25 protein-coding genes and 2 tRNA genes are annotated in these 22,363 nt (G+C 38.5%); 20 read left to right on the top strand and 7 right to left on the bottom strand.

Annotated elements, in window-relative coordinates:
• Positions 1–18 precede the first annotated feature (18 nt).
• Complete coding sequence (locus HL290_RS15015) at positions 19–1,872, top strand: alpha/beta fold hydrolase (RefSeq protein ID WP_198496889.1); 1,854 nt, start codon at positions 19–21, stop codon at positions 1,870–1,872.
• A complete protein-coding gene (locus HL290_RS15010; RefSeq protein WP_198496888.1) occupies positions 1,872–2,633 on the top strand; it encodes a 4'-phosphopantetheinyl transferase family protein in 762 nt (253 codons plus the stop codon). Before HL290_RS15015 ends, HL290_RS15010 begins: the two co-directional genes overlap by 1 nt.
• Positions 2,634–2,725: 92 nt before the next feature.
• On the opposite strand, the gene HL290_RS15005 is transcribed toward HL290_RS15010, so the two are convergent.
• Both HL290_RS15005 and HL290_RS15000 read right to left on the bottom strand, forming a co-directional pair.
• Positions 2,726–2,801: transfer RNA gene (locus HL290_RS15005), tRNA-Gly, on the bottom strand.
• 45 nt (positions 2,802–2,846) lie between these two features.
• Positions 2,847–2,922, bottom strand: a tRNA-Gly gene (locus HL290_RS15000).
• Between the two features lie 230 nt (positions 2,923–3,152).
• Between HL290_RS15000 and HL290_RS14995 the strand changes: the two genes are divergently transcribed.
• The 5 genes from HL290_RS14995 to HL290_RS14975 all read left to right on the top strand — a co-directional run bounded on the left by HL290_RS14995 (position 3,153) and on the right by HL290_RS14975 (position 5,986).
• Positions 3,153–3,461, top strand: a complete 309-nt coding sequence (locus tag HL290_RS14995) for a BolA family protein (RefSeq protein ID WP_004640501.1) — start codon at positions 3,153–3,155, stop codon at positions 3,459–3,461.
• An 11-nt stretch (positions 3,462–3,472) separates the two neighbouring features.
• Positions 3,473–3,865 (top strand): SirB2 family protein, encoded by a 393-nt coding sequence (locus HL290_RS14990; RefSeq protein WP_004640503.1) that lies wholly within the window; start codon positions 3,473–3,475, stop codon positions 3,863–3,865.
• 76 nt (positions 3,866–3,941) lie between these two features.
• Positions 3,942–4,784, top strand: coding sequence for a ParA family protein (locus HL290_RS14985; RefSeq protein ID WP_003655596.1), 843 nt, complete (start codon positions 3,942–3,944; stop codon positions 4,782–4,784).
• 10 nt (positions 4,785–4,794) lie between these two features.
• Positions 4,795–5,181, top strand: a complete 387-nt coding sequence (locus HL290_RS14980) for a hypothetical protein (protein WP_004795328.1) — start codon at positions 4,795–4,797, stop codon at positions 5,179–5,181.
• 214 nt (positions 5,182–5,395) lie between these two features.
• Positions 5,396–5,986 carry a LysE family translocator gene (locus HL290_RS14975; RefSeq protein WP_003655592.1) on the top strand — a complete coding sequence of 197 codons (591 nt, stop codon included), beginning with the start codon at positions 5,396–5,398 and terminating at the stop codon, positions 5,984–5,986.
• A gap of 7 nt (positions 5,987–5,993) precedes the next feature.
• On the opposite strand, the gene HL290_RS14970 is transcribed toward HL290_RS14975, so the two are convergent.
• Complete coding sequence (locus HL290_RS14970) at positions 5,994–6,635, bottom strand: DedA family protein (protein WP_003655590.1); 642 nt, start codon at positions 6,633–6,635, stop codon at positions 5,994–5,996.
• Between the two features lie 194 nt (positions 6,636–6,829).
• On the opposite strand from HL290_RS14970, the gene HL290_RS14965 reads away from it, so the two are divergent.
• Positions 6,830–7,267: a DoxX family protein gene (locus HL290_RS14965; protein ID WP_003655588.1), complete on the top strand. Its 438-nt coding sequence runs from the start codon at positions 6,830–6,832 to the stop codon at positions 7,265–7,267.
• Between the two features lie 67 nt (positions 7,268–7,334).
• Here HL290_RS14965 and HL290_RS14960 read toward each other — a convergent pair whose 3' ends face one another.
• Complete coding sequence (locus tag HL290_RS14960) at positions 7,335–8,552, bottom strand: DUF445 domain-containing protein (protein WP_170834095.1); 1,218 nt, start codon at positions 8,550–8,552, stop codon at positions 7,335–7,337.
• 385 nt (positions 8,553–8,937) lie between these two features.
• On the opposite strand from HL290_RS14960, the gene guaA reads away from it, so the two are divergent.
• From guaA to HL290_RS14920, 9 genes are all read left to right on the top strand, one after another.
• Entirely contained in the window at positions 8,938–10,506 is a 1,569-nt protein-coding gene (guaA, locus tag HL290_RS14955) for a glutamine-hydrolyzing GMP synthase (protein ID WP_003655585.1), read from the top strand.
• Positions 10,497–10,625: a hypothetical protein gene (locus HL290_RS18795; RefSeq protein WP_017390173.1), complete on the top strand. Its 129-nt coding sequence runs from the start codon at positions 10,497–10,499 to the stop codon at positions 10,623–10,625. Before guaA ends, HL290_RS18795 begins: the two co-directional genes overlap by 10 nt.
• A gap of 213 nt (positions 10,626–10,838) precedes the next feature.
• Positions 10,839–11,348: a DinB family protein gene (locus HL290_RS14950; protein ID WP_003655584.1), complete on the top strand. Its 510-nt coding sequence runs from the start codon at positions 10,839–10,841 to the stop codon at positions 11,346–11,348.
• 298 nt (positions 11,349–11,646) lie between these two features.
• Positions 11,647–12,174: a PadR family transcriptional regulator gene (locus HL290_RS14945; RefSeq protein WP_005049064.1), complete on the top strand. Its 528-nt coding sequence runs from the start codon at positions 11,647–11,649 to the stop codon at positions 12,172–12,174.
• A 13-nt stretch (positions 12,175–12,187) separates the two neighbouring features.
• On the top strand, positions 12,188–12,577 hold the full coding sequence (locus tag HL290_RS14940; RefSeq protein WP_005049063.1) for a transcriptional repressor: 390 nt from the start codon (positions 12,188–12,190) through the stop codon (positions 12,575–12,577).
• 22 nt (positions 12,578–12,599) lie between these two features.
• A complete protein-coding gene (locus tag HL290_RS14935) occupies positions 12,600–12,905 on the top strand; it encodes a DUF3861 domain-containing protein (protein ID WP_198496887.1) in 306 nt (101 codons plus the stop codon).
• A gap of 157 nt (positions 12,906–13,062) precedes the next feature.
• Positions 13,063–14,010, top strand: a complete 948-nt coding sequence (locus HL290_RS14930) for a pirin family protein (RefSeq protein WP_056483958.1) — start codon at positions 13,063–13,065, stop codon at positions 14,008–14,010.
• The gene (locus tag HL290_RS14925; RefSeq protein WP_003655574.1) at positions 14,007–14,414 is read left to right on the top strand and encodes an OsmC family protein; all 408 of its coding nucleotides are present in this window, start codon (positions 14,007–14,009) and stop codon (positions 14,412–14,414) included. Before HL290_RS14930 ends, HL290_RS14925 begins: the two co-directional genes overlap by 4 nt.
• A 112-nt stretch (positions 14,415–14,526) precedes the next feature.
• Positions 14,527–15,195, top strand: coding sequence for a glutathione S-transferase (locus tag HL290_RS14920; RefSeq protein ID WP_035364091.1), 669 nt, complete (start codon positions 14,527–14,529; stop codon positions 15,193–15,195).
• A gap of 40 nt (positions 15,196–15,235) precedes the next feature.
• Here HL290_RS14920 and HL290_RS14915 read toward each other — a convergent pair whose 3' ends face one another.
• Together HL290_RS14915 and argS are read right to left on the bottom strand one after the other, a co-directional pair.
• The gene (locus tag HL290_RS14915; RefSeq protein WP_003655571.1) at positions 15,236–15,850 is read right to left on the bottom strand and encodes an SPOR domain-containing protein; all 615 of its coding nucleotides are present in this window, start codon (positions 15,848–15,850) and stop codon (positions 15,236–15,238) included.
• A gap of 156 nt (positions 15,851–16,006) precedes the next feature.
• The gene (gene argS, locus HL290_RS14910; RefSeq protein WP_198496886.1) at positions 16,007–17,797 is read right to left on the bottom strand and encodes an arginine--tRNA ligase; all 1,791 of its coding nucleotides are present in this window, start codon (positions 17,795–17,797) and stop codon (positions 16,007–16,009) included.
• Positions 17,798–18,292: 495 nt separating this feature from the next.
• On the opposite strand from argS, the gene HL290_RS14905 reads away from it, so the two are divergent.
• Together HL290_RS14905 and HL290_RS14900 are read left to right on the top strand one after the other, a co-directional pair.
• Positions 18,293–19,990 (top strand): NAD-dependent malic enzyme, encoded by a 1,698-nt coding sequence (locus tag HL290_RS14905; protein ID WP_004640531.1) that lies wholly within the window; start codon positions 18,293–18,295, stop codon positions 19,988–19,990.
• Between the two features lie 88 nt (positions 19,991–20,078).
• On the top strand, positions 20,079–20,516 hold the full coding sequence (locus HL290_RS14900) for a hypothetical protein (protein ID WP_198496885.1): 438 nt from the start codon (positions 20,079–20,081) through the stop codon (positions 20,514–20,516).
• Between the two features lie 139 nt (positions 20,517–20,655).
• Here the strand turns inward: HL290_RS14900 and HL290_RS14895 are convergent, their stop codons facing one another.
• Entirely contained in the window at positions 20,656–21,576 is a 921-nt protein-coding gene (locus HL290_RS14895; RefSeq protein WP_198496884.1) for a Dyp-type peroxidase, read from the bottom strand.
• A gap of 159 nt (positions 21,577–21,735) precedes the next feature.
• Between HL290_RS14895 and HL290_RS14890 the strand changes: the two genes are divergently transcribed.
• The gene (locus HL290_RS14890) at positions 21,736–22,362 is read left to right on the top strand and encodes a LysE family transporter (protein WP_005037459.1); all 627 of its coding nucleotides are present in this window, start codon (positions 21,736–21,738) and stop codon (positions 22,360–22,362) included.
• Position 22,363: the final 1 nt, after the last annotated feature.

Raw genomic sequence — 22,363 nt, 5'->3', positions numbered from 1 at the left:
TCCCTAATAAGGTGATTTATGGATAATTTAAATAACGCAAAAAAAGATAATTTTTCACGGAAGACCATATTAGTAACAGGTGCAGCAGGTTTTATTGGCAGTAGACTGATCGTTGAACTTTTACGTGAAGGTCATCAGGTGATTGCTGCGCTGCGTAATGCCGCAACCAAGAAAGATAAGCTGTTAGGTTTCATTGCAACGCAAGGGCTAGTTGATCCATCTATTTCGTTTGTTGAATATGATTTAAGCCGTGACTTTAAGCTGGACTCTCTGCTAGCGGATGCTCAGGCAAAGATTCATGTTGTCTATCATCTTGCTGCATCATTTAATTGGGGCATTAGCAAAGCTGAAGCAGAGCGTACGAACATTAAATCAGGACTCGCTTTGATTGAATGGGCTGCAACATTGAAGCAGCTTGAGCGATTCATCTGGATTGGCGGATATCGTGTGGCTGCTCCACCGCAAGAATCGGCTGATCAGTTGTATTGCAAACATGGTGGCTATGAGGCTTCGAAAATTTTGGGTTACCAAGCTTTCATTGAGACCTGTAAGCGTTTAAATGTGCCATGGACTGCAATAAATCCAGCGACAGTCATTGATGGTTTCTATACATATGGCGATATGCAGTATATAGGTGTCGCCGACATGATTGATAAGCTATATCAGGGCCGCTTGCTGGCATTGCCAGGTGGGCGTGACACATTCCTGCCGCTGTGCAATATGCAGTATATCGTGAGCTTTCTGATCCGAACGATGTCTTATCCTGAGACCATTGCTCAGGAGTATATGCTGCTTGATCCTGCGACACCTAAATTTCATAGCTTAGTTCACCTAGCTGCCGAGCACTTAGGAGTCAGCTCACCACATTTACAAGTACCCAAAGGTCTGCTCGAGAAATTACCTGAGGTATTGCTTGACGGTTCTAAAGAACAACTCTCTTTCATTTCTACCGAGCACTATCATGTTGCTGGGGCAGAGGCGATGGCAGCGAAGATGGGTATCGCTGACCTGATCAATATCAGTCCTTATTTCTCTCGCTGGATTGATCGCTTGGTTCTTACACGTTTTGGTCGCATGCAAGTACCTACACCTAGTGGTTTTGGCTATCAGAATCGATATTGGACAGAAATTTATACTAAACAGCCAGTTAAATCAGAAAAATCATCTGCATTATTTTTACATGGGATTCCATTCGATAGTGCATGCTGGTCTCCAATCATCAATAAAATCACATACGATCAAGTCGCTATGATGGACTTGCCAGGACTTGGGCGTTCAGGCAGTTATGAGGTGGTGGAGGATAACAACCGTCAGTTTATCGACACTGCTGCAAAGCTTTTAGCGCCAAATAGTGTTGTTATTGCACACTCGCTAGGGTGTCTCTTTGCATTGAATCTTGCAAAGAAATATCCAGATAAAGTTGCACGCCTTATCCTCATATCGCCTTATTTTGTTCAGGCGCAGGCCGCTAAAATGTTTCGGATACAAACCCTCTCTAACCTTATTTTTCGTTTTGTGCCAAAAGATGTGATTGCTAAAGATTTGCATCCAGATGGGCAACAGAATCCGGCGGTTGGTTATGCGATGGATTCATTACGTAGAGTGTCGGTAGCCAAGCATATTAGTGAATATATGCACCGCATTAATTTGCCAGAACAGCGAGCAACTCAAACGGCTTTGCTGGATGAGCTTCGATCTAAAGTTGAAATCGTTGTGGGAGAAAAGGACCCAATTGTTACTACAATAAGCTCAGATATCCCTGTACATATCATAGCTGATGCAGGTCATAATCCACACGTCACACATGTAGATGCGGTATATGACTACCTCGCGCCAGTTCTGACGAAATACATCAGCACTACAGCTTCCTAATGTCTGATCGTGCCCAAGTACAGGTTTATGTCTGCCCAGTTTCACGGGTACCACAAGACCATTTGGTATTGAGTCATTATCTCGGCTTTCTCAACGAGGCAGAGAAGCTGAGATATGATCAATATCATCCTAAGGCGGCTCGCCTTTTCTTGATCTCTCGCGCATTAGTGAAGTCTGTCTTGGCGGATAAGCTAGGCATCTCACCCCATGAAGTTAATATTCAATTACATCCCAACGGCAAGCCTTTTGTACAAGGCAGCAAGGCTGTGTATTTTAATCTTACTCACTCAGCGGACGTTATTATCCTTGCTGTGACTGAAGAGGGGGAAATAGGAGTTGATATTGAACGAGTGGATCGTGAGTTCGATTGGATGCGTGTTGATAGTGTATTAGCAGCGAGTGAAATTGAATGGATTAAGGGGAATGAACTGATTGATCCATCCAGTGTATATCAGCGGTTTTTTCAAATTTGGACGCTAAAAGAGGCTTATATTAAATGTACTGGCGATGGAATGAGTCGTCATTTAAAGATGCTCAACTTTCATGTGTTGTCCGAACGTATACAGTTTCTCGACTCAACCAATAATGCTCAAAAAACAGAAGAGTATTATTTTGAAAGCTATATCTATGATGCTAACTTCATCTTTTCCATATGCTTACAGCAGAGCCACAATATAGAATGCTTTAATCTGGATTGTTTTCAATTATTACCATTTATATCTATGAATCTAATAACCCCAACACCTTGCAAATATAGCTAGATTAAATTACTCCAATGGGTGATTTTAAAAGTATAGATATAAAGAAATCAAAAGAAAAAGGCCCCAGTCTTTCGACTAGGGCCTTTTAAATTTGGAGCGGGAAACGAGACTCGAACTCGCGACCCCAACCTTGGCAAGGTTATGCTCTACCAACTGAGCTATTCCCGCATATATAAGCAGTTTTTACGAAAACTTTCTCAAAAAAAACCAATTTGGAGCGGGAAACGAGACTCGAACTCGCGACCCCAACCTTGGCAAGGTTATGCTCTACCAACTGAGCTATTCCCGCGTGCCGCTTATAATACATTAAGCGAAACATGGGTCAACAACTTTATGCAAATAATTATGCTGATTGCATAAAATAAAAACAGAAATGAGTATTTAGAAGTATTTTTATCGATAAGTTGCCGAATAAATAGACATTTTATTTGAAGCCAAAGCGTACAAGAGCAACTTTTGTTTGTGTGCAGACAGGGTATACTAGGTTCAAATATACGAATAATCGTAAAAGGAAAAGCTATGAGCCTTGAACAACAATTGATTGAACGGTTACAGACCCTTGCACCCAGCCATTTGGAAGTCATCAATGAATCTGCCGGACATGGTGGTTATTTCCCAGGTAAAGAGTCACATTTTAAAGTGATTGTGGTGAGCGATGAATTTAATGGATTACGTTTGGTTCAACGTCATCAAAAAGTTTATGCGTTAGCTTCAGACTTAATGAATCCAGGGCAAATTCATGCTTTAGCAATTCATGCTTATTTACCAAGTGAGTGGCAAGGTCAAGCACCTGCTAGCCCAGAATGTGCACATGCACCTAAAAGTTAAGGGCTAATTTCATGGATGCACATTTACTGACTAAAATTATTCACATGACCGCGGTGGCTGCTGCACTTATGGTTTTTGTATTACGCGCTTCAACTCTGTTTGTAGGCGTGCAAGGTGAACAACCAAATCCGGCAGGACGTAAAATATTAGTTGCCTTACAACATCTATCATTTACCGTAGTTTTTATTACTGGCGCAATTTTATTGGTCATGAAAGACTTTCAGGTACAGCCGTGGTTTTACGCTAAAATTATTCTATTTTTAGTCTTGTTATCTTCCCTTATGAAAGCCTTTAAAAAAGATGACACTCTTTTATTGGCGCAACGTAGGGCGGGTTTAATGATTAGTGCTATCGCATTTATTGCTATTATTATTTTAGTGATTGTGAAGCCTGTTTTTGCTTAATTGTTCTACATTCTTTGCCTTTTTGCTTAAGCTCTAGGTTAAACTGCGTACAGTAAAAAAATATGCAGAGGGAAACATGTTAACTCGTGTGGTGTTTAACCAAAAAGGCGGTGTAGGGAAATCAAGTATTACTGTAAATTTGGCCGCAATTAGTGCCAAACATGGCTTAAGGACATTGGTCATTGATCTTGATCCTCAAGCCAATTCTAGTCAGTACCTTTTAGGGGATGATGCAACTTATTCTGCTGAAAAATCAATTATAGAACCAAATATCGAAAATTTCTTTGATGATGTGTTGGGAAACAATCAACAAAAGGGTTTAATCGGTAATGCGTTAGGTTCGATTTTAAAAGCCCCGCGAAATAAAGATATTGATAGCTTTGTACACTCAACTCCCTTTGCAAAATTAGACGTGCTTCCTGCCAGCCCAACACTTGGTGCCCTTGAACATGCACTTGAAAGTAAACATAAAATTTATAAATTACGTGATTCAATTCAAAACTTAATTGGACGATATGATCGTATCTATATAGATACACCACCTGCATTTAACTTTTTTACTTTGTCAGCACTGATAGCAGCAGATAAAGTCTTAATTCCCTTCGATTGTGATGTCTTTTCAAAGCGCGCGTTACAAACATTGATTGAAAATGTTCTCGAAACGCAAGATGATCATAATGATCGCTTGGAAATTGAAGGAATTGTCGTCAACCAATTTCAAGCTCAAGCAAAATTACCTCGGGAAGTGGTTCAGCAGTTGAAAGATGAAGGGTTGCCTGTACTTAATAGCATGTTACCGCCTTCGGTTTTAATGAAAGAATCGCATCAGAAAAATTTACCTTTGGCTCATTTGGCACCAGAACATAAATTGACTCAAGCTTATGAGACATTGTTTGGTGAGATTGAACCAAAACGATAAGAGAAAAATGATGAAAGGCTTATATATTGCGCCTTTGGTGGCAGCCACTTTATTACTAGGCGCTTGTGCGACGACGGTAAAACCGACTTACGTGTCTCCGACACAATATCAATCTTTGGGCTGCCAACAGCTACAAAGTGAATATAACCGTATTCAACAATATATCGATAATGGAGTACAAACTCCGAAAAGTACCGGTATGGGTGTTGGACTTGGACTCGGTGGTGGCTGGGGACGAGGCGGTTGGGGATTCGGTCCATCCATCTCTGTAAATATGGGACAATCTTCTTCAACGAAAAACACTGAGCTTTCACGTGTGTTAGGTCAGCAAGAAGCAATAGTTCAGGCTGCTCAATTCAAAAACTGTCCGATTATTGTTCGAAAAAAGACGAATTAATAGTCAATTTCGCATCACAATATGCTAGTTAAAGCATATTGTGATGAATAAAGTTTAGCAAAATGTTTCATAATAAAATTAATATAAATCAATATATTTTAAATTTTCGAGCTTAATAACTGCTGTATTTTATATAATCAAAAGACCTCATAAACTTGCTATATTTTGCCTATATCGTTTAAGGTGGCCCCATCTTGGATGTTGTGGAAACTTTATGATTGAGAGTTGGTTTTTTGTATTGGCAATGTTGGCTGTTTTGCTCATTCCGGGGCCGACAAATGCTTTACTTGCAACCGCTGCTCATTCTCAGGGTTTATCTAAAGCATTCTGGCTTATTCCAATGGAATGGTTAGGCTATGCCTATGGGATTAGCTTTTGGGCTGTATTTATTCATTTAGCTGCTCCAATTTGGCCAGCACTGCTGCTCATTTTGCATATTACGAGTGTATTCTATGTATTCTGGCTTGCTTTTCATTTATGGAAGAACACCCACTTACAACAGTTCAGTCAAACTCACCGTAATATTCGCCCTCGTCAATTATTCTTATCTACCTTAAAAAATCCTAAAGCTTTGTTGTTTGCAGCGGGAATCTTTCCTGCTGAAGCATGGAATTCGCCTGAAAATTTTCTCATAGTGTTTGGTGTTTTTTCATTGATCTTAATTCCGGCTGCAAGTTTCTGGATGATTTTTGGACGGGCATTGTTAACGGGTCCAATAAAAAAAATAAAAGCCGATCATTTATATAAAGGATCGGCCATGTTACTTATTTTATGTATGCTTCCAGTAGTATTCCGGTTTTTCTAAATTAATCTCAAACGTTGGTTTTTCGATTTTTTAGTTTTTCACGTATAAATGCGATGATGCCTGGTAAAACGCTAATAATAATGATGCCAAAAATAAGATGGGTAAAATTATCTTTAACGATTGGCATATTTCCAAATAAGTAGCCTAAAGTTACAAAAGAAGCGACCCAACAGAATGCGCCAATAATGTTATAAGTTAGGAAAAACTTGTAGTTCATGCTACCAGCCCCCGCAACAAAAGGTGCAAAGGTACGGGCAAATGGTATGAAACGAGCAAAAATAATGGTTTTGCCGCCATGGCGAGCAAAGAATTCTTGAGTTTTAACTAAGTGCTGTTTATTAATGAATCGAGAGTTCATTTCAAACACACGTGGACCGATAAAACGTCCAATATGGTAGTTTACCGTGTCACCTAAAACAGCGGCAATGAAGAGTAGAGAGCCTAATACCCATGGATCCATCGCACCTGTAGATGCAGCTAAAGCACCTGCCGCGAATAGCAAACTATCTCCCGGTAAGAAGGGCATAACTACTAAACCGGTTTCAACAAAAATAATTAAAAATAAAATGCCATAAATCCACGTCCCGTAATTTATAATAAATTCGGCGAGATGCTGATCAACGTGTAGAATAAAATCAAGAAGTTCCATGATAAGAGCAAGTGGTAAACCGTGCTCAAATCCTAGCAGTGAGCCTATAGAAAGTCAGTATAAAACATCAAAAAAATACAAATTGATCATCTCGTTTATGCAACGATATATATGGATTTTGAGTATTTAATTATCAATGTCCCAAACCTAGAATGAGCTCATCAATAAATAAGCATTTAAATAAAGGTGGCAATATGTTTAATCCAAATGTAGTGGTCAAAAATATCGTAACGCAATCAGGCGCAGACAGTTTCATTAGCCTTGTTGCGCGTCTTCTTATCGCCTATATCTTCCTTGTTGCGGGTTGGGGGAAAATTACCGGTTATGCAGCAACTGCTGGATATATGGAAGCAATGGGGGTTCCAGCTGGAATTCTTCCTTTAGTTATCTTGGTTGAGTTCGGTGGTGGTTTAGCCTTGTTATTTGGTTTCCAAGCACGCTTTGCGGCTTTTGGGCTTGGGATCTTTAGTATTCTTACTGCTTTTTTATTCCACCAAGGTGGTGCTGATGCAGCGGCGCAATATAACAATGGTATCCATTTTATGAAAAACCTTGCAATGGCAGGCGGTTTATTCTTCTTGATGCTTCATGGTGCTGGCCGTATTAGTCTGGATCATGCAATCGAGAAATAATATTCAAGACAAAATAAAAAACCGGATGATCAATTCATCCGGTTTTTTTATTTCTAGGATTGTAAGATTAGAGCATGAACTGAATTTGTAATTCCCCAACAACAAAACCAAGTACTGCACCAACTGCAATGAGTGCCCACTCATCTTCTTTGAATGCAGGGCGTAACATGCCTTCAAATTCAGAAGGCGTTAATTTCTGCATGCGTTCAATTAAAGTACTGCGAATATTCATGGCATCTTCTGCATAAGACTCTACGTATTTCATAGTCTCTGGAAGCCGTTGCATAATGCGTTCAGCAACTTGCGATTTCATATTCTGATATTTTTCTCCGCCAATTGCATATACAACCAATGGGCGAATAACACCAGCTTGCATATCAATTTCTTGTTTTACATGACGATTAACCAGATCAATAACACGATCAGAATGTGTACCAGAAAATAATTCTTCCATCATATGACGTGAAGTCAGAAGCTGTTTAGAAATGAGCGCAGCATAGTCGGCTGCAACTTCATTTTGACGTTTGATAAATAAACCTTGCCATGTATAACCAAATATTTTTTTAGGATAAAGAGGTCTAAACATCATTTGCAGTGCAATCCAGTCACTGAAAAAACCCACAAAGCCGCCAAACATTGGAAGCATCCATGGGTATTTTCCTTGCGTGACGATCCAGCAAAACATTTGGATCACACCAATACCAAAACCGAAGAAAAATCCGACATTACTGAAAAATTTAAATTCTTGTTTGCCAACTCGTTTAAAAATGTTGTTGAGTAGGCGTTTATCTTTAAGTAAGTTACTAATAACCAGATGTTTAATATCAAAATATCGGTTCACATCACGTTGTACTTCACCCATGATATGTTCAACAATCTCGGGTGCTTTTGATTGCACACGACGAATCAGTCTTTGACGCGCAAACTCTGGCATGCCTTCCCATAACCCTGGCTGATATTCTTGCGCAACGTCACGGGTAATATCTTCAGCTGCGGCCAGCAATGGTTTTTCTATTTCTTTAGCAATGCGTTTAGGATCTAGGCGAGCAAAAATTTCTTCAGGTTTAATGAGCTTGGCTGTCATCAGTTCAACAGCGATTGTTGCCATTTTCTCGGCTTTGCGTGGCACGATGCCTTGCCAACCTAGAAATGGTTTAATGCCTTTAAATTCAAGTGGCGAAAACATCATCTGAATGGCAATCACCTTGGTGATGTAGCCAATTAAACCACTCATAAAAGGAATAGAGATATACAACCAAAAATGTTGCTGGAAATCTGCAATCATAGTTTGAAGCATTGTTGTTCCTTGGATTTCTATTGATTTTGATAGGGGGCAACAAGCCATAAAAATGGATAATTGTTTAAGCACAGACAAATATCGCTTATGGTATTTACCTTTCCATGGTAATGCCTGTTTTATCGGGTCATCTTAACATCAAATTCATGGTGATGCTGCATAGAATGTGATGAATTTATCAATACCTGTGAAGTTTTTAAGATTAAATCAGATTATTGATAAATATAAGTAAATATTGATTTCTATCACAGAATCTAGCTATAGAAATGATTCAGAAATGAAAAAAATAAGATATATGATGATTTGCGGTGCGCCGAAGCGTGAAAAATGTTAAAATGGCGCGCTTAATTCTTTTGCCATTTAGTGGTTTGTCATGACTACCAATACTCAAATTACTGAAGATCGTATCCTGATTCTGGATTTCGGCTCTCAATATAGCCAGCTCATTGCACGTCGTGTACGTGAAGCCGGTGTTTACTCTGAAATGTATGCTTTTGATATGTCTGAAGAAGACATTCGCGCTTTTAAGCCAAATGGCATTATTTTGTCAGGTGGACCTGAGAGTGTGCATGAAGAAGGCAGCCCACGTGCACCGCAAGTGGTGTTTGAGTTGGGTGTTCCAGTATTGGGTATTTGCTATGGTTTGCAAACCATGTCTGAACAGTTAGGCGGTAAAGTTGAGCCGGGTACTGTACATGAGTTTGGTTATGCCGAAGTTGATATCGTTAAACGTGACCAACTGATTGGCAACCTACAAGACCGTGAAGACCAACTTCATGTCTGGATGAGCCATGGCGACAAAGTGAGCCAGATTCCAGAAGGTTTTAGCATTACTGCAAGCACGCCAAGTTGTCCAGTTGCTGCTGTAAGTGATGAAACACGCCGTTTCTATGGTGTGCAATTCCACCCAGAAGTAACGCACACGGCAAAAGGTGAAGAATTACTTACAAATTTTGTTCATAAAATTTGTGGATGTGGTGGCCTTTGGACACCTGAACACATCATTGACTTACGTGTAGAACAGTTACGTAAGCAAATTGGTGATGAAAAAGTTCTTTTAGGTCTTTCTGGTGGTGTTGACTCATCTGTAGTTGCTGCGCTTTTACACAAAGCGATTGGTGACCAGTTGACATGTGTATTTGTTGATAACGGTTTACTTCGTTTAAACGAAGGCGACCAAGTAATGCAAATGTTTGCTGAAAACATGGGTATCCGTGTAATTCGTGCAGATGCTGAAGAGCGTTTCTTAACTGCATTAGCTGGTGAAGTTGATCCAGAGAAAAAACGTAAAATTATTGGCCGTGAGTTTATTGAAGTTTTTGCTGAAGAAGCACGTAAACTTGATGGCGTGAAATTCTTAGCACAAGGTACGATTTACCCAGATGTGATCGAATCTGCTGCAAGCAAACAAGGTAAAGCACATGTCATTAAATCTCACCACAATGTGGGTGGTTTACCAGACGATTTAGAATTTGAATTGGTTGAGCCTTTACGTGACTTGTTTAAAGATGAAGTACGTAAATTAGGTACAACACTTGGCTTGCCACACAGCATGATTTACCGTCACCCATTCCCAGGACCAGGTTTAGGTGTTCGTATTTTGGGTGAAGTGAAAAAAGAATATGCAGATATTCTTCGTCTTGCTGATGACATCTTTATGCAAGAGCTTCGCGACAGCGGTTGGTATGACAAAACAGCTCAAGCATTTGCTGTGTTCCAACCTGTTAAATCCGTTGGTGTAGTAGGTGATGGTCGTCGTTATGCATGGGTTATTGCACTTCGTGCAGTTGAAACAGTTGACTTTATGACAGCTCGTTTTGCACATTTACCATACGAATTGGTTGATAAAATCTCAACGCGTATTATGAATGAAATTAAAGATGTATCACGTGTTGTATACGACGTGTCATCTAAGCCGCCAGCAACAATTGAATGGGAGTAAATTTGGGCTTTCTAAAAGCGGTAGCTTTTAGCCAAATTTACGCCAAAGGCTATGCCTGCGGCAGTATGGGATTTCAAGAAGCAGCCTTCTTGCCTGAATTGCGACATGAACGAACTTAAAACATTGTTTTAAGTGAAGTGCAAGATGCCTACGGCAGTGTGGTATTTCTAGAATGGATTAATAAAAAGCCGACTTGGAAAAGTCGGCTTTTTGCTGTTTTATAATGAAGTGAAAGTTTTAAATATTTGATTTTTTTGCTAAAGACGTTAACTTCATTTCTCATAAGCCGTGTTATGTTAATTTTAGACAAATTAATAACCGGTTCTTTATAAATGGATTTAAAAACGTTTGAATTATTAGCTCGATACAACGTTTGGTCTACTCAAAAATTAAATCAGGTTTTGAGGAATGTTTCTAATGATGACTTCAATGCTGATTGTGGACTTTATTTCAAAAGTATCGCTGGAACTTTAAATCATTTACTTGTTGGCGAACACTATCTTTGGTTTCCTCGTTTTTTAGCTAAACCTTCACCGATATTAAAGCTAAATACCATCATAGAGAATGATAAAGACAAGTTGATCTTTCAGTTAGAGGATAAGGCTTGTAATTGGATAAATTTTTTAAAATGTGTTGATATTGAAAAATTTAAATACGATCTACAGTACAAAACATCTACTGGTAAAGAGATGAGCCTGCCATATGCCGAAACACTATTACATGTTTTTAATCATGGAACTCATCACAGAGGGCAAGTCACAGCAGCTCTAACCTCAATGGGATATGATTGTCCTGAGCTTGATTTGGTATATATGCTAATCGAAGAAAATCATCACATTTAACTTATATTTATCTGAATTTAAAATTATTATTTTTTAGATAGTCATATATTTATCAGGTCTTTGAAAAACACAAAGGCGGTATTCGAAATAATTTGGTTGTTTTGTAAACATATTTGTTAGGTATTGCTAGTAAAAGAGTGCATAAGCACTCTTTTTTATTACTTAACTTTTAAAGGTTTAAAATTAATATTAATAAATATCAAATTAATAGATTTAAGCTGTTAGTTTTTCTTGATAAAAGATATATTAAGATATATCTTAATAGTCATAAATTAAACATATTAGAGAAACTTTAAAGATGGGACAGCAATCAGAACATCATCATGATGAACACCACGAACATCATCGCGGCCACCACCGTTCGGGGCGTCGTGGGAGGCTTTTTGAAGCGGGTAGAATGAAACTTTTGGTGCTTCATCTCATTCAGCAAAGCCCAAAGCATGGCTATGAAATTATTAAAGAAATAAGTGACTTGGTAGGCGATGGCTATACCCCGAGTGCAGGTACCATTTACCCAACTTTAACTAGTCTGGAAGAAATGAATTTCATTACTTTGTTAGACGTAGAACGTAAGCAATATCAAATCACAGAGTTGGGTAAAGCTTACTTAACCGAACAACAAGACAAGCTGACTGAGCTACTAGAAAAATTACGACTTAGACGTGAAATTCACAGTAATGATGAATTAATTGAAATTCACCGTGCGATGGAAAACCTAAAAACAGCGTTACGTTTGAAGTTGAACTCGGCGAGTCTACAGCAAGAGCAGATTTATCAAATTGCCGAAAAAATTGATCAAGCTGCGGTTGCGATTGGGCGATTATAAGTTGGAAATAGAAATGTTAGAGCTACAGCATAAAATCAAAGAAACGGGCCTAAAAGTCACTCATCCAAGACTTGCTGTTTTGTCTTTAATTCAACAGCAAGCAGAAGATCTAACTGTCAAACAGATTTACCAAAAGTTATATGCCCAAAAACAGAAATTAAGTTTAGCCACAGTTTATCGGGTAGTGAACGACTTGGCGGGAGCGGGTTTAATTTCAAATCGTCAGCCACAACGAGATGAAGCTAAATTTAACTTACCAACAGTCGAGAATAATCAATTATTGCAAATTCGTTGTACAGATCTAACAGCCGCTAAACAAGAGCAATTTTTAGCATCTTTACAGTCAGTATTTACACAATTTCAAATCGATCTTAAACAGGTCGAAATCATCCAAAGTCATTAAATTTCTAATAGAGAATTTATATATGAAACAACATCAATATCATGTCACTGTACAACATTTAAAGAATGCAAAAGGAGAGGCCTCTACATATACTGAGCGTCTTGAGTTCTATACGGGTAATCATGACGATATCTTTGAAATTGTTGAGCGCTTAAAAAAAGCAGATTTTTTTGATGATGAAACTACAAAATCTTTTGGTGTTGGGCTAAAACTTTTTAGTGAAGTTATGTTGGAAAATCGAGACCATCCTCTATTTCAAGAGTTTTTCCCACAATTTGGATTGTTCATGAAAAATCTAAAACAACTCGTTAAAACACAATCATCGTAAGCTGCATCATGCAGCTTTAATTTTTCTATAATTAAAAATGGATTGTCTCATTCATAACACCCTGTGTATTACTAAAAGACTATATTGAATAATGAGTGTATTGTTAAGATCACTATAACAACTCATTGCAAAAGCATAGGTAAAAGAGAGTAATATCATGAGCAATAATAATGATTACGATATTTCTGATTCAAACGATTGCGAAAAATTTGCCAATCAGTTTATTCAGGAATTTCCAATTCGCTCTGCTGAAATTGGACAGGGGACAGTGATTAAGCGGGCTTTACCTAGCCGACAAAAGCGAATGATTGGTGCGTGGTGTTTTCTAGATCATGCAGGCCCAGTGTCTTTTCCTGCAGGAGATGGTTTAGATGTTGGCCCTCATCCTCATATTGGTTTGCAAACCTTCACTTGGATGATTGAAGGAACCATGATGCATACCGATAGTTTAGGTTCAAAACAACTGATTCGTCCTAAGCAAGTTAACTTGATGACAGCAGGTCGCGGCATTTCGCATACAGAAGTTGCACCTGATACTGAAACTCAAATGCACGCTGCTCAGCTCTGGATTGCTTTGCCTGACCATAAGCGCAATATGGATCCGAAATTTGAACATTATCCAGAGTTGCCGGTTGTTGAAAAGGACGGTCTAGAATTTACTGTTCTTGTGGGCGAATATCTGGCAACTACTTCTCCAGTAGTGGTACATACGCCTTTGGTTGGTGTTGACTTAATTGCTACCGAAGATACGAAAACCCGTATTCCATTAAATCCTAATTATGAATATGGTTTTATGGCATTAGAAGGTATTGCCCATGTGAATGGCCATGAATTAACAGCTGATAACATGGTTGTATTAGATACTGGACTAAGTGAAATTGAGATTGAAGTAAAAAAAGGCAATCGTGTTCTTTTAATTGGTGGTGAACCGTTTGAAACGCCAATTTTGCTCTGGTGGAACTTTGTTGCACGTACAATGGATGATTTAAAAGAAGCTCGTGAGCAATGGATTAATCATGATGCGCGTTTTGGTGAAATTCCAGATTATGTTGGTGCACGCTTAGAAGCCCCTGTTCTTCCAGATCAAATGAGAGCATCAAAATGACAGCAGTAATCGCAAGTAGTAAAGCAAAGCCCCTTGCCGAGCAATGGAAGGGTGAAATTACCAGTGGTCGCCATCAGTATTTTTGTGATGAGCCTGAAAAGCTAGAAGGGCAAGATCAAGGCCCAGCGCCTTATGATTTGCTCACCGGAAGTTTAGCCGCGTGTACGCTCATTACTTTAAGAATGTATGCGAAGCATAAAGGTTATGATTTTGGTGAGTTCTCAGTTGAAATTGATTTTCATACCAATAGAGAGCATGAAGAACATATTGAACGTCGTATTGTTTTTAAAGACTTACCAGATGAAGAGCTCCAACAAAAAATCTTAGTGGTATGTAGTAAAACTCCGGTCACTAAAACTTTGTTACGTAGTTTAGACATTCATACTGTGCTTGTTACAGTGTAAAAATGCTATTTTGTGGAGGTGGATGATTTTATATCCATTCCACAAATGGAATAAAACAGCATGTTCACATGCTGTTTTTTATGTAAAAAGAAAAATAAAAGCAGGCAATAACATGATTAGTTTACATCACCTGGAATGTTCGCGATCGTTTCGAATTTTATGGGCTTTAGAAGAATTAGGCTTAGATTATGATATTCATTATTATCAGCGCCTACCTAACTATTCCGCTCCAGAAACATTGAAATGTATTCATCCTTTGGGTAAAGCTCCAATTCTGACAGATGATGAGCAAGTCATCGCAGAATCTGCTGTGATCTTGGAATATCTACAGCAACGTTATGATCAGAATCAACAATTTAAACCTACGCAAGCTCAAAATTTACAGCAGTATATTTATTGGATGCACTATGCAGAAGGCTCACTCATGCCACTCTTAGTCATGACTTTGGTCATGAATAGTGTAAATAAGCATGTGCCGTGGTTAATTCAACCAGTAGCAAAAAAAATCACGGAAGGGGTGAAGGCAAATTTTGTCCGCCCACGTATGAAAGATCATATTAGTTTTTTAGAAAACTATTTGGCAGAGCATGAATATTTCGCAGGCGATTTTTCATTTGCTGATATTCAAATGAGTTTTCCTCTGGAAGCCTTGCAATCACGCTTGCAAGGGAAATACCCTAATATTCAGGCTTTTTTACATCGTATTCGGCGAAGGGTAGCGTTTCAAAAAGCGAAAAAAAAGGGAATTGGTTCTAATGAAAGGAATTGTGCTGATATTTAAAAGAAAAGGAACAAGTACTTGTTCCTTTTTTATTTGTATTTTACTTGCGTTTGATCACGATAGAGTCAATGCCGCTGTGTTGTAAAGTCTGTTGAGCAGCCAATGCAGCGTCTTGAGTGTCATAAGGTCCTGAAATAACACGGTACCATATTTGCCCATTTTCAGTACTCTTAACTACATCTGCAGATAAGCCATTTAAAATGATTTCTGCACGGCGAGCATCAGCCTGATCTGGGTCATTATAGCTGCGAACCTGTAAAATATAAGTAGGTTGCTGAGGAGCAGTGGCTGATGGATTCGTATCAATTCCTGCACTTTCTGAAGCAGCTGGTTGAGTTGCACTTGGTGCCTCAACAATCATGGCTGTGCCTTGATTTTTGCTTTCAGGAATCGCTTGTTCCGGAATAGGCGTTACTTGCTGTTGGGGTAATAGATCGTAGAAACGATAGTCTTTATTGGTATCTTCTTCTTGATAATGTTCAGAGGTAATCTGATTTTTTGCAGGAACAGGTTGCCAAGGTTTCCAAAGCATAAGCATTACAGCGATACATAAGACCGCCAAAATAGCGACAAGTGTCCCTAACCATTTGGGAATTAGGGGCTTTTTAGGCTTGTTAGGTCTTTCAGATACACCGCGTTGCGTTTTGCCAAACACGTGGATTATTCCTCTGTATTTTGATTGTTTTAATTCGAGTTTGATTCTCGTATTACGATACTAAAAACAGTGGCTTGTATAAGCTATTTTAACTCTACAAACCACTGCTTACTATATGCTGCATGACCTTTATTTTACTGCCATGCAATATAATTTTTACATAGAGTCTGGTGCAGATACACCAAGTAATTCTAAACCATTATGCAACACTTGTTGTACATTGATTGAAAGCAATAAACGTGCTTGTGTAAGCTCAGCATCATCGCCTAATACTTTATGTTCATTGTACCAAGCGTGGAACAAGGCAGCTAACTCTTTTAAGTAGTTACCCACCTGATGTGGTTCATACGCATTTGCAGCACGCAACACTGCATCTGGATAAGCTGCCAGTTTAGCAAGAATCTCAGTTTCAGCATCAAGAGATAGGCGAGTAGCATGTGTACGTGCAGCATTTACATCGAATTGTAAGCCTGTGCTTAACGCTTTTTCTAACATACGGCAAATACGTGCATGTGCATATTGAATGTAATACACAGCATTGTCTTTACTTTGTGACACAGCAAGGTCAAGGTCGAAGTCAATGTGTTGTTCACTCTTACGCATCACGTAGTAGAAACGAGCTGCGTCGTTACCCACTTCTTTACGCAAGTCACGTAAAGTCACGAACTGACCTGAACGAGATGACATTTGAACCATCTCTCCGCCACGCCATAAACTTACAAACTGAACCAAAAGCACAGTCAATTTTTTAGAGTCGTAACCCATTGCATCGATCGCCGCTTTTACGCGAGAAATATAGCCGTGGTGATCAGAACCCCAGATATCAATCAGGTCGGTATAACCACGTTGTAATTTATTTAAGTGGTAAGCAATGTCTGATGCAAAGTAAGTGGTTTGACCATTACGACGTTTAACAACACGGTCTTTTTCATCGCCAAATTCAGTCGATTTAAACCAGATGTTGCCATCTTTTTCATAAAGGAAGCCACGTTGATCAAGTGTTTCTAAAGCTTCGTCAATTTTTGCACTAAGAGACGCTTCACTAAACCATTGGTTGAACGTTACACCAAAGTCAGCAAGGTCATCTTTAATATCATCTAAAATGGCATGAAGAGCAGCTTGGTGGAATACGCGGTAGCCTTCACCCAGTAATTGTTGAGAGTTGGCAATAAGACCATCAATATGTTTTTCTTTGTCGCCAGATAAAACGACTTTATTGCCTTCGCTATCTAGTTCTTCAGCATATTGTACATCTTCTGGCACATCTTTATAAACATCAGCCACTTCACGAAGATATGCATCGCCATCTTTATCAATAATAGCCTGTGCTATTTCTTTAACGTAATCGCCTTGATAAGCATTTTTTGGAAATACAAGGTTTTGACCTAGTAATTCTAAATAACGTAAATAAGTAGAAGTCGCCAAAATATCCATTTGACGGCCAGCATCATTCACATAGTATTCGCGGTCAACTTTAGCACCTGTTGCTTCAAGTAATTTGGCAACAGTCATACCATATGCAGCACCACGACCATGACCTACATGTAGACTAGACGTTGGGTTTGCAGAAACGAATTCGACTTGGATCTTTTTCGCTGCATTTGCCTGACTGCGACCAAAAATTTCTTTTTGTGCTTGAATCTGGTCAAGAATAGCAAAGCGCTGATCTGCATTTAAAAAGAAGTTAATAAAACCAGGTCCTGCGATTTCAGCTTTGCTGATATCTACAACTTCTGGTAATGCAGCTAGAACTTTCTCAGCTAAATCACGTGGTTTCATACCAGCAGCTTTCGAGCCGATCATGGCAATATTAGAAGCAAAGTCGCCATGGCTTCGGTCTTTGGTGCGTGTTAAGTTGCTTGTGTTATTCCAGTCGGAAGGAAGCACCCCTTCTTGTTGAAGAGTTTGCACTGCATGGTCGAGAGCTGCTTGTATTGCCGTATTCATATCAATCGAAAATAGATGTCGCAGAAAAACGTCAAATATAGCAAATTTCCTATGAGTTAGGGGAGTGGATTTAATATTCCAGTAATTCTTTTTGTGCAATTTACTGGGGATTATTTTTTAAATGAATATTGCAGGGTGAATCACTTCACTATTCTAAAAACAAACAAATACAAGCCTTCTAAGAAGTTTTAAAAAGTAGATTAGCTTTTAATCTCACCATTATTTCTTATAAAAATGGCTATGTAAGTAAAAATATATATTAAAAGCTTTTGAAATTAGATAAATAAAAGATTTTTTAAAAATATAAAATTATTAAGATATTGATATTTATTGTTTATTTTTATATATGTTTTAACTAAATAGTCTTTAAATTTAACATCACAGTTTAAAATACCTATTTTGAACGAATTAGGCTTAAGCTTATACGCACAAAGAGTTTTAGAGACCATACAAAACGTGTTTTTCTCTACTCTAAGCTGGAAAATGAGATAGGCAATGATATCAGGACACCCAAGTAAACATCCCCTTTATATCCCATATGCAGGTTTTACACTTTTAGAGTTACCACTTTTAAATAAAGGTTCGGCTTTCACTGAAGAAGAAAGAAGTAACTTTAACTTACACGGTTTACTCCCCCATATTATTGAAACTATTGAAGAGCAAAGCCAGCGCTCTTATCAGCAATATTGCGCTTTCACTGATGATATCAATCGACATATCTATTTGCGTAATATCCAAGATACCAACGAAACCTTGTTCTATCATTTAATCGAAAATCATCTCGAAGAAATGATGCCGATTATTTACACCCCAACCGTAGGTGAGGCATGTCAGCGTTTCTCTGATATCTATCGTCGTCACCGCGGTATCTTCATTTCATATCCAGATCGTGATGTGATTGATGATATTTTGCAAAACGTAAATAAAAACAATGTAAAAGTTATCGTCATTACAGATGGTGAACGTATTTTAGGCCTTGGTGACCAAGGTATTGGTGGAATGGGAATCCCGATTGGGAAACTTTCGCTTTACACAGCTTGTGGTGGTATTAGCCCAGCCTATACATTGCCAATCACAATTGATGTAGGTACGAATAATCCTCAACTGTTAAATGATCCGATCTATATGGGTTGGCGTCAGCCACGTATTAGTGGCGATGAATATTACGCATTTGTAGATATGGTGATTGAAGCTGTGAAGCGTCGTTGGCCAAAAGCATTAATTCAGTTTGAAGATTTTGCACAAAAAAATGCGATGCCACTTTTGGAAAAATATCGCGATAAAATTTGCTGTTTTAACGATGATATTCAAGGAACAGCAGCGGTATCGGTTGGTAGCTTGATTGCTGCGAGTCGTGCAGCGGGCAAGCAATTAAAAGATCAAAAAATTGCGTTTTTAGGTGCGGGTTCGGCAGGTTGTGGTATTGCAGAACAAATTGTTGCACAAATGATTGCAGAAGGTTTAACCGATGCAGAAGCACGTGCTCGCGTTTATATGGTAGACCGTTTTGGTTTGATCACTGAGAATCAACCAAACTTGCTCGACTTCCAGCGTAAGTTGGCACAAAAAGCTGAGGTGGTTGATCAGTGGGGCAATATTGAAGAAGTGATTTCACTACTTGATGTTGTTAAAAATGCTAAGCCTACAGTGTTAATTGGTGTTTCTGGTCAGCCAGGCTTGTTCACAGAAGAAATTATTAGGACTTTGGCAGCAAATTGTGAACGACCAATTGTAATGCCATTATCTAATCCGACTTCACGTGTTGAAGCTGTACCTGCTGATATTGTGGAGTGGACTGAAGGTAAAGCATTAATTGCAACAGGTAGTCCGTTTGCTCCTGTGAATCATCACGGCAAACTTTACAATATTTCGCAGTGTAATAACTCGTACATTTTCCCAGGCATTGGTTTAGGTGTTGTGGCATCGGGCGCTAAGCGGGTTACAGAAAATATGTTAATGGCATCAAGTAGTGCTTTAGCAAATTGCTCTCCATTGCTTAAAGATCCACAAGCTGATTTATTGCCGCCATTGGGTGAGATTCAACAAGTTTCTAAAGTTATTGCGTTCGAAGTTGCAAAAGCTGCTATGGCTGATGGTGTCGCTGTAACAATTAGTGATGATTTGTTGAAACAGAAAATTGATCAGTCATTCTGGAAACCTGAATACCGCAAATATAAGCGTATTCCTTTCTAAGAATGAGAATGTAAAAAGAGGAGCTTAAGCTCCTCTTTTTTATTAATATGTCTCAGTTTAAATAAAACATAATTATGAGAACTTTTTCATGAAGAATATTTATATTTTAATTTTTATAGGCGCTTTAATGGCTTGTAGTGATAAAAGTCCAGATAAAACCCAACAAGATGCTAATCATAAGTCAGATGTGGTGCAGACGGATAAAAATCAATCAGGTTCAGCAGTAAGTGAAAAGAAAGAGAATGCAGATAAGACACTTAAAACAGCTGATCAAGAAGGGGAAATCTCTTGTTCAAATCCAAATATTACGCAATGGTATGGTTTTAATGACAACATTGTTGAGTCTAAATGTGAAGTCGTAAAGAGCTTTCAACTGTCAGCTTATAAGTGTGATATTTCTAAAAATGCTTTTGGTGAAAATAAAGATGCCATTTTGCTGGAAAATCAAGATAAAAGAATTTTCGTTTATTCAACATCTAAAGACTGTAATGAAGTGCTTGAAATAAGAAATGCGAATGGGCCTTAAGTTTATATTTAAGAGTGATTTTTATTAATTTATGAAGGTAAAGCATAATGTCTTTATAAAATGACCATGTCTTTATTTTAGTTTTATTTAGAACCAAATAAAAAAAGAAGTAACTATCTAGATAGTTACTTCTTTCATTTTACCCTTCTAGAATTTCTTCTAACAATTCTTCACTTGGTGCAAAGTAATAAGCGCCATCAAGTGGGGTCACGAAGTGCAATAAACGGTCATGAATACCATCTCCACTTGTACCGAACATGCGCTTTAACATAGCGTCAATAATGGTCAAGTCTTTGGTGTAGGCAATAAAAAATAGACCTTGATCACCTCGACCATCTCCATAAGGTAGGCTATGACGTAGAATTTCCATTTCTTCGCCTTCATCATCTTCAACAACAGTACGGGCAACATGGGCGTTTTCTGGTTTAACGTCATCATCTAATTCAATAGATTCAAGTTTAGTGCGGCCCATAACATTTTCTTGCGCATCAACTTTCAATTTTTTCCACTTTTCTAAATCATGGGCATAGCGCTGCGCGAAAATGAAACTGCCATCTGCAAATACCCCCGCGCTTTCTGGTAAGAGCGCTGTCTCAGCTCGGTCGTCTGGAAATTGAGGATTTTCGGTTCCGTCTATGAAGCCAGTCATATCTCGACCATCGAAATAACGGAAGCATACACGCTCATCAAGAACTTCGACTTTATCTTGAATACCTTCAAAAAATGCTTGGCTTAATGCAAAACAAATATCAGAGCGCATGCTGGCGATATGAATGAGAACATCAGCTGGCACGACTGGCATATTGAATGCACCTTGTTCAGGCGCAAGTTGCTTAAAACCTATAGGAGTTTGCGAATAGAGCTGCTTCCATAATTCAGGGCCAAAAGCGACTGCTGTTTTGATTTGAGCATCTGAATGTTGGGTAATAAGGCGGTCACGTGCTTCAAATAAAGCATTAAGTTGGTTTTTTAATTCATCAATAGTTAAGTCTTTTAAACGAAGAACAATAAAGCGTGCATGGTCTGATGGCAACGGCAAAATGACAGATTGAGCACTCATTGGAAGGAATCTCCTCGATTATAATTTGATATGAGTTTTAATTATTGTGCCTGATGCGCAGAGCTGTTAGTAGTCTATTTCTTGATTTTATTGTTTGAATTCTCATCAAGATAGTTTTATAAAACAGTATAATTCCACTTTTATAGTTTATTTTTCGCTATGTCTCTGCAAGTTTGGTTCGCTTATATGTTGGCCTGTTGGGTAATTAGTATCTCACCAGGTGCGGGAGCAATTGCTTCAATGTCGAGTGGTTTAAACTATGGCTTTAGACATGGTTATTGGAATGCAATCGGTTTACAAATTGCTTTGTTACTTCAAATTATGGTGGTGGCAGCGGGTGTTGGGGTTTTATTTGCAACGACACCTTTGGCTTTTCAGTTTGTGAAATGGTTTGGTGTGATTTACTTGTTATATCTTGCTTATTTACAGTGGACAGCACCTATAAAAGATATAGAAATTCAACAAGAAAAAAGAGATAAATCTGTATTTGCGCTACTGCTAAATGGCTTTGTGGTCAATATTAGTAATCCCAAAGCGATTGTATTTCTATTGGCTGTGCTGCCGCAGTTTTTAGATTTGAGTAAACCTCAATGGATACAGTACCTGATTATGGCTGTGACTATGATTAGTATTGATTTGGTTGTCATGGCTGGATATACAGGGCTGGCATCAAAGGTTCTAAGATTACTTCGTTCCCCTAAACAGCAAAAATATTTGAATAGGGGGTTTGCTGTTATGTTTAGCTGTGCGGCTTTATTATTAAGTACAGTTCATCAGGCGTCCTAAT

It is taken from the genome of Acinetobacter sp. AC1-2 (assembly GCF_016124155.1).
In the GTDB taxonomy this organism is placed as follows: domain Bacteria; phylum Pseudomonadota; class Gammaproteobacteria; order Pseudomonadales; family Moraxellaceae; genus Acinetobacter; species Acinetobacter calcoaceticus.
Note: the sequence above shows the minus strand (reverse complement) of the source record. Positions and strands in the feature narration are given on the sequence as shown.